Source organism: Thiobacillus sp., assembly GCF_024708915.1.
Window position 1 is genome coordinate 1 of the sequence record NZ_JANJXQ010000166.1, and the last position, 6,532, is coordinate 6,532.

Here is a 6,532-nt window from a genome sequence, read left to right on the forward strand (position 1 = left end):
AACGGTGATGTGGCTAATAAGATAGGTACATACCTCAAGGCGGTTGCCGCATCCGATAACGGAATTCCTTTTTATGTGGCACTGCCCTCAAGCACTTTCGACCTCGATTTGGTAAATGGCCTGGATTCCATTCGGGTGGAGGAACGTGATGCATCAGAGGTTTCTTTTGCTGAGGGATGGAATGGAGAATCGATTTCATCCGTAAGAATCATCCCGGAAAAAAGCCCTGTGGCCAATTATGGGTTCGATATTACCCCTGCACGACTGGTGACGATGTTGATTACCGAAAAGGGATTGTGCAAACCTGAAGAGGTTAGTATTGTTGCATTGATAAACACAAAAAATGAGTAATATGAAATTTGCCATTATCGGAGGCACAGGTTTCGAAAATCCTGAAATCCTTGCCAATCCAAAGGAAATTACCATGGAAACGCCATATGGAAGTCCATCATCTACCATAATGACCGGAACAATTGGAGGAACTGAAGTCTGTCTGATTTCCCGTCATGGACGCCATCACGAGATTCCTCCCTCAAAAGTGAACAATAGGGCAAATATTCATGCTATCAGGGATTTGGGATGTACCCATATTTTGGCGACAACCGCCTGTGGAAGCCTAAGAAATGACATTAAAAGGGGTGATTTGGTATTTCCCGACCAATTTATCGACTTTACAAGATTTCGGATCAACACATTCTTCGAGGCCCATTTTTCTCGATCTGCGCGACCGCCGCTGCCTGGTGGTGGGCGGTTCAGAAACCGCCGCGCGCAAGGCCGAGCTGCTGCTGCGCGCCGGAGCCTATGTCGATGTCGTCGCGCCGGACCTGCACGAAGGCTTCGCGCGCCTGCCGCACGCCGAACGTGTGAAGCGGGTGGCGGATGCCTTCACCCCCGTTCTGCTCGACGGCAAGGACGCGGTGATCGTGGTCGAGGACGATGCACCCGCAGCGTCCGCTGCCAAGGTCGTCGCCGATGCCGCACGCGCGCGCCACATCCCGGTGAACGTGGCGGACAAGCCTGCGCTGTGCAGCTTCATCCTGCCTTCGATCATCGACCGTTCGCCGATCATGGTGGCGGTCTCCAGCGGCGGCGAATCGCCGGTGCTCGCGCGCATGCTGCGCGCGCGGCTGGAAACCCTGATCCCTGCTGCCTACGGCCGCCTCAGCGCGCTGGCCTCGCGCTACAAGGAGCGCGTGCGCGCGGCGGTCAAGCCGGAACAGCGGCGGGCATTCTGGGAGAAGGTGTTTCTCTCGCCGGTCGCCGAAATGGTGTTTTCCGGGCGCGACGTCGAGGCCGAGGCGCAGCTCGACGCCATGATCCGGGACTCGGCCTCCCACGCCGTCAGCCGCGGCGAGGTCTATCTGGTTGGCGCCGGTCCCGGCAACCCCGACCTGCTGACCTTCCGCGCCCTGCGCCTGATGCAGCAGGCCGACGTCATCGTCTACGACCGCCTCGTCTCGCAGCCGATTCTCGACATGTGCCGGCGCGACGCCGACCGCGTCTACGTCGGCAAGGAGCGCGACGACCATGCGGTGCCGCAGGAGGAGATCAACCTCATGCTGGTGCGCCTGGCCAAGGAAGGCAAGCGCACGCTGCGGCTGAAGGGCGGCGATCCGTTCATCTTCGGCCGCGGCGGCGAGGAGATCGAAACCCTGGTCGAGCACGGCGTGCCGTTCCAGGTCGTGCCCGGCATCACCGCCGCCGCCGGGGTGGCGTCGTATGCGGGCATTCCGCTCACCCATCGCGACTACGCGCAGTCGGTCGCCTTCGTCACCGGGCATCTGAAGGAAAACACCTTCAACATGAACTGGGAAGGCATCGCGCGCCGCGACCAGACCATCGTCATCTACATGGGGCTGAAAGGGCTGCCCTTGCTGTGCGAGGCGCTGATCAAGCACGGCCTCACCGCCGATACGCCGGCGGCCATCGTTCAGCACGGTACCCTGCCGACCCAGCGCGTCGTCACCGGCGACCTCGCCACGCTGCCGGCGCTGGCCGAGCAGGCCGGGCTCAAGGCGCCCACCCTCATCATCGTCGGCAACGTCGTCAAGCTGCGCGAAAAGCTCGGCTGGTACCAGCCTGAACAGCATGGCGAACAGGCCCGCCGCACGCCGCTCGAAGCACCGGACCATCTGCCCTGACAAACGCGTCCGGGCGTCGGCCTGCCGCGTCCGCGCCAAAGCCTGATCCGTCCCGGGTGTGCGCGCATGATGCGCCATCCTGTCCGTTGTAGCGGCCACGCCCTCTCCGGACCCGCAGGCATCGAGTACACATCGGTCATTGCGGAGCCAGGTTCGGCTCTGCGGCATGGCCGGATCGTCGCTGGCAGGAGGGGTGGTTTCATGCGCAACTCATGCCTAAAATAAAGGACATATTTGTCCGCTAAAGAGTAGCCATGACCACCACGCTTACCATCGATGGCAACGAGGCCGTTGCCCGGGTGGCTTACCTGGGCAACGAGGTGATCGCCATCTACCCCATCACGCCCTCCTCCAACATGGGCGAGTGGGCGGACGAGTGGGCGTCGCAGCGCAGGCCCAACCTGTGGGGGGCGGTGCCGAGCGTCATCGAGATGCAGTCGGAGGGCGGTGCGGCCGGCGCGCTGCACGGCGCGCTCACCTCCGGCGCCCTGGCCACCAGCTTCACCGCCAGCCAGGGGCTGCTGCTGTTCATCCCCAATCTCTACAAGCTTGCCGGCGAGTTGACGCCCTGCGTGCTGCACGTGGCGGCGCGCGCGGTGGCGACGCATGCGCTGTCGATTTTCGGCGACCACTCCGATGTCATGGCCTGCCGCGCCACCGGTTGCGCCATGCTCGCCGCCAACTCGCCGCAGGAAGCGCAGGATTTTGCGCTGATCGCGCAGGCGGCCACGCTCGCCGGGCGCATTCCGCTGATCCATTTCTTCGACGGCTTCCGCACCTCGCACGAGGTGGCGAAAATCGTCGCGCTGGAGCCGGCAACGGTGCGCGCCATGATCGACGACGCCCAGGTTGCGGCGCACCGGGCGCGCGCGCTGTCGCCGGAACATCCGGTGCTGCGCGGCACCTCGCAGAATCCGGACGTCTTCTTCCAGTCGCGCGAGCGCGCCAATCCGTTTTACGACGCCTTTCCGCAGATCGTGCAGGACGCGATGGCGCGTTTCGGCGAACTGACCGGCCGGCATTACCGGCTGTTCGACTACGTCGGTGCGGCCGATGCCGAGCGCGTCATCGTGCTCATGGGCTCCGGTGCCGAGAGCGTGCACGAGACGGTCGAGCACCTGCTTGCGCGCGGCGAAAAGGTGGGGGTGCTGAAGGTGCGGCTGTACCGGCCATTTTCGGCGGCAGCGCTGCTGGCCGCGCTGCCGCCCGGCGTCAAAGCCGTCGCCGTGCTCGACCGCTGCAAGGAACCGGGCGCCGACGGCGAACCGCTGTACAAGGACGTGGTGACCGCGCTGGCGCAGGCGGCGGCGGACGGCGCGCGCGCGATGCCGCGCGTCAGCGGCGGCCGCTACGGCCTCGCCAGCAAGGAATTCACCCCCGGCATGGTCAAGGCGGTGTTCGACGAACTGTCGCTGGCCGCGCCCAAACGCCAGTTCACCGTCGGCATTCACGACGATCTCACCCACCTGTCGCTGCCGTGGGACGCGGCTTTCCGTACCGATGCCGCCCGCCAGCTGCAACATGCGGTGTTCTGGGGACTGGGCGCGGACGGCACGGTGTCGGCCAACAAGAACTCGATCAAGATCGTGGGCGAGGCCACCGGCCTCATGGCGCAGGGCTATTTCGTCTACGACTCCAAAAAGTCCGGCGCGGTCACGGTGTCGCACCTGCGCTTCGGCCCGGCGGCCATCCGTTCCACCTATCTGGTGGAAGCGGGCATGGCCGGCTTCGTCGCCTGCCACCAGCCGATGTTCGTCGGACGCTACGACCTGCTCGAACACGCCGCGCCGGACGGGGTGTTCCTGCTCAATACCCCGGCGCCGCCCAGCCAGGTGTGGGACACGCTGCCGCACCCGCTGCGCGCGCAGATACGCGGCAAACGCCTGCAGCTGTGGGTGATCGATGCCTACGCCGTCGCTGCCGCGGCGGGCATGGGGCGGCGCATCAACACCATCATGCAGACCTGCTTCTTCGCCATCGCCGGCGTCCTGCCGAAGGACGCCGCGATCGCCGCGATCAAGCAGGCGGTCGACAAGACCTACGGCAAGAAGAGCCGGCGCCTGGTGGAGCTGAACTACAAGGCGATCGACATGACCCTGGCGGAACTCCACCAGGCCGCGATTCCCCCCGAGCAGGGGAACGCGGAAACCGAACCGACGCCGGCCACGGCAAGCGGCATTCCCGATTTCGTGCGCGACCTCACCCTGCCGATCTACCAGGGCAAGGGCGACGCCTTGCCGGTGTCGCGGCTGCCCGCGGACGGCACCTATCCGCTCGGCACTGCGCAATACGAAAAACGCAACATCGCGCTGGAAATCCCGGTATGGGACGCGGATCTGTGTACCCAGTGCGGCAAGTGCGTGTTCGTCTGCCCGCATACCGCCATCCGTGCGCGCGCCTTCAGCGCAGCGTCCGTTGCGGATGCGCCGCCGAGCTTCAAGCACGTTGCGGCGAAAAGCAAGGATTTCCCCGCCGGCACCCGCGTCAGCTACCAGGTCGCGGCGGAGGACTGCACCGGCTGCGGCGACTGCGTCGAGGCCTGCCCGATCCACGACAAGTCCAACGTCAGCCGGCGCGCGGTGAACATGGCGCCGATCGCGCCGCTGCGCGATCAGGAGCGCGACAACCTCGCCTACTTTCTGCGCCTGCCCGAGTTCGACCGCAGTGCAATCAAGCACGGCACGATCCCCAGCGCCATGCTGCTCGATCCGCTGTTCGAGTTTTCCGGCGCCTGCGCCGGCTGCGGCGAGACGCCCTACATCCGGCTCGCCACCCAGCTATTCGGCGACCGCATGCTGATCGCCAACGCCACCGGCTGCTCGTCGATCTACGGCGGCAACCTGCCTTCCACGCCCTACACCGTGAACGGCGCCGGACGCGGCCCGGCGTGGAGCAATTCGCTGTTCGAGGACAATGCCGAATTCGGCCTCGGCATGCGGCTGGCCGCCGACCAGCTGATGGGCTACGCGCAGCAGCTGGTGCAGGAACTGGCCGGCGACATCGGCGGCGACCTCGCCGCCGCGCTGGTCGATGCCGACCAGCGCGAGGAGGCCGGCCTGGCCGAACAGCGCCAGCGCGTCGCCGTGCTGCTGCAGAAACTGGCGGCGTCAAGCCACCCGCGCGCGAAGGAACTCGCCAGCGTCGCCGAATGGCTGATCCGCCGCTCGGTGTGGATCATCGGCGGCGACGGCTGGGCCTACGACATCGGCTACGGCGGCCTCGACCACGTGCTCGCGCTGCCCTACGACGTCAACATCCTGGTGCTCGACACCGAGGTCTATTCCAACACCGGCGGCCAGACCTCCAAGGCCACGCCGCTCGGCGCGGTCGCCAAGTTCTCCGCCGGCGGCAAGGCCACCGCGAAGAAAGACCTGGCCAAGCTGGCCAGCAACTATGGCCACGCCTACGTCGCCACCGTGGCCTACGGCGCCAAGGACGTGCAGACTCTGCGCGTGTTCCACGAGGCCGAGTCCTACCCCGGCCCTTCGCTGATCGTCGCCTACAGCCCCTGCATCGCCCACGGCTACGATATGCTCTACAACCAGCGCCAGCAGGAAATGGCGGTGAAGAGCGGACACTGGCCGCTGTTCCGCTTCGATCCGCGACTGGCAGAGGCGGGCGGCAATCCCTTCAAGCTCGATTCCGCTGTGCCCAGTCAGCCGATCAAGGCCTTCATGGAATCGGAGGCCCGCTTCGCCATGCTCACGCGCAGCCACCCCGAAGCGGCGCAGCGCTTCCTGGAACAGGCGCAGCAGGATGCCGAGCGGCGCTTCAAGGCCTATCGGGACCTGGCGCAAAAACCTGCCGATCAATCCAAACCGGAAACCTGACATGATCGATCTTTCCACCGACTACCTCGGCCTCAAGCTCAAGAACCCGCTGGTACCCTCGGCATCGCCGCTGTCGCGCAATCTGGACACGGCGCTGCGGCTGGAGGAAGCCGGCGCCGCCGCATTGGTGATGTATTCCCTGTTCGAGGAGGAATTGCGGGCGGAAGACGCGATGATGGATCGCTTTCTGCTGCATGCCGGCCTTGGGAGCTGCGAAGCGGAGGACGGCTTTCTGCCCGATCATGGCGAGTTCCGCAGCAGCCTCGATCACTACCTGGCGCATCTGCAGCAGCTCAAATGCCGCCTGGAAATTCCCGTGGTGGCAAGCCTCAACGGCATCTCCCCGTCCGGCTGGGTGGAGCTGGGCCGGGAACTGCAACAGGCCGGCGCCGATGCGCTGGAACTCAACGTCTATCACGTCGCGGCGGAGATGATGGAACCCGGCGAGGCGGTGGAGGCGCGTTATCTCAGCCTGCTCACCGAACTGCGTCAGGTGGTGAGCGTTCCCATCGTCATGAAGCTGTCGCCGTTCTTTTCCTCGCTGCCGCATTTCGTGAAACA

At 65.0% G+C, this 6,532-nt stretch carries 2 protein-coding genes and 3 pseudogenes; all 5 read left to right on the plus strand.

Annotated elements, in window-relative coordinates; translation table 11 throughout:
- Positions 1-351 (plus strand): annotated as a pseudogene (locus Q0L94_RS11570) (S-methyl-5-thioribose-1-phosphate isomerase); the annotation flags it as partial.
- 1 nt (position 352) lies between these two features.
- A pseudogene (locus Q0L94_RS17930) lies at positions 353-664 on the plus strand (S-methyl-5'-thioadenosine phosphorylase); the annotation flags it as partial.
- A 43-nt stretch (positions 665-707) separates the two neighbouring features.
- The gene (cysG, locus tag Q0L94_RS11575; RefSeq protein WP_296753419.1) at positions 708-2,141 is read left to right on the plus strand and encodes a siroheme synthase CysG; all 1,434 of its coding nucleotides are present in this window, start codon (positions 708-710) and stop codon (positions 2,139-2,141) included.
- 254 nt (positions 2,142-2,395) lie between these two features.
- A complete protein-coding gene (nifJ, locus tag Q0L94_RS11580; protein WP_296753416.1) occupies positions 2,396-5,971 on the plus strand; it encodes a pyruvate:ferredoxin (flavodoxin) oxidoreductase in 3,576 nt (1,191 codons plus the stop codon).
- 1 nt (position 5,972) lies between these two features.
- A pseudogene (locus tag Q0L94_RS11585) lies at positions 5,973-6,532 on the plus strand (dihydroorotate dehydrogenase-like protein); the annotation flags it as partial.

What these genes read in the sequence shown, in the direction of transcription:
- nifJ (WP_296753416.1), top strand. Translation starts at nt 2,396, where the DNA reads ATGACCACCACGCTTACCATCGATGGCAACGAGGCCGTTGCCCGGGTG.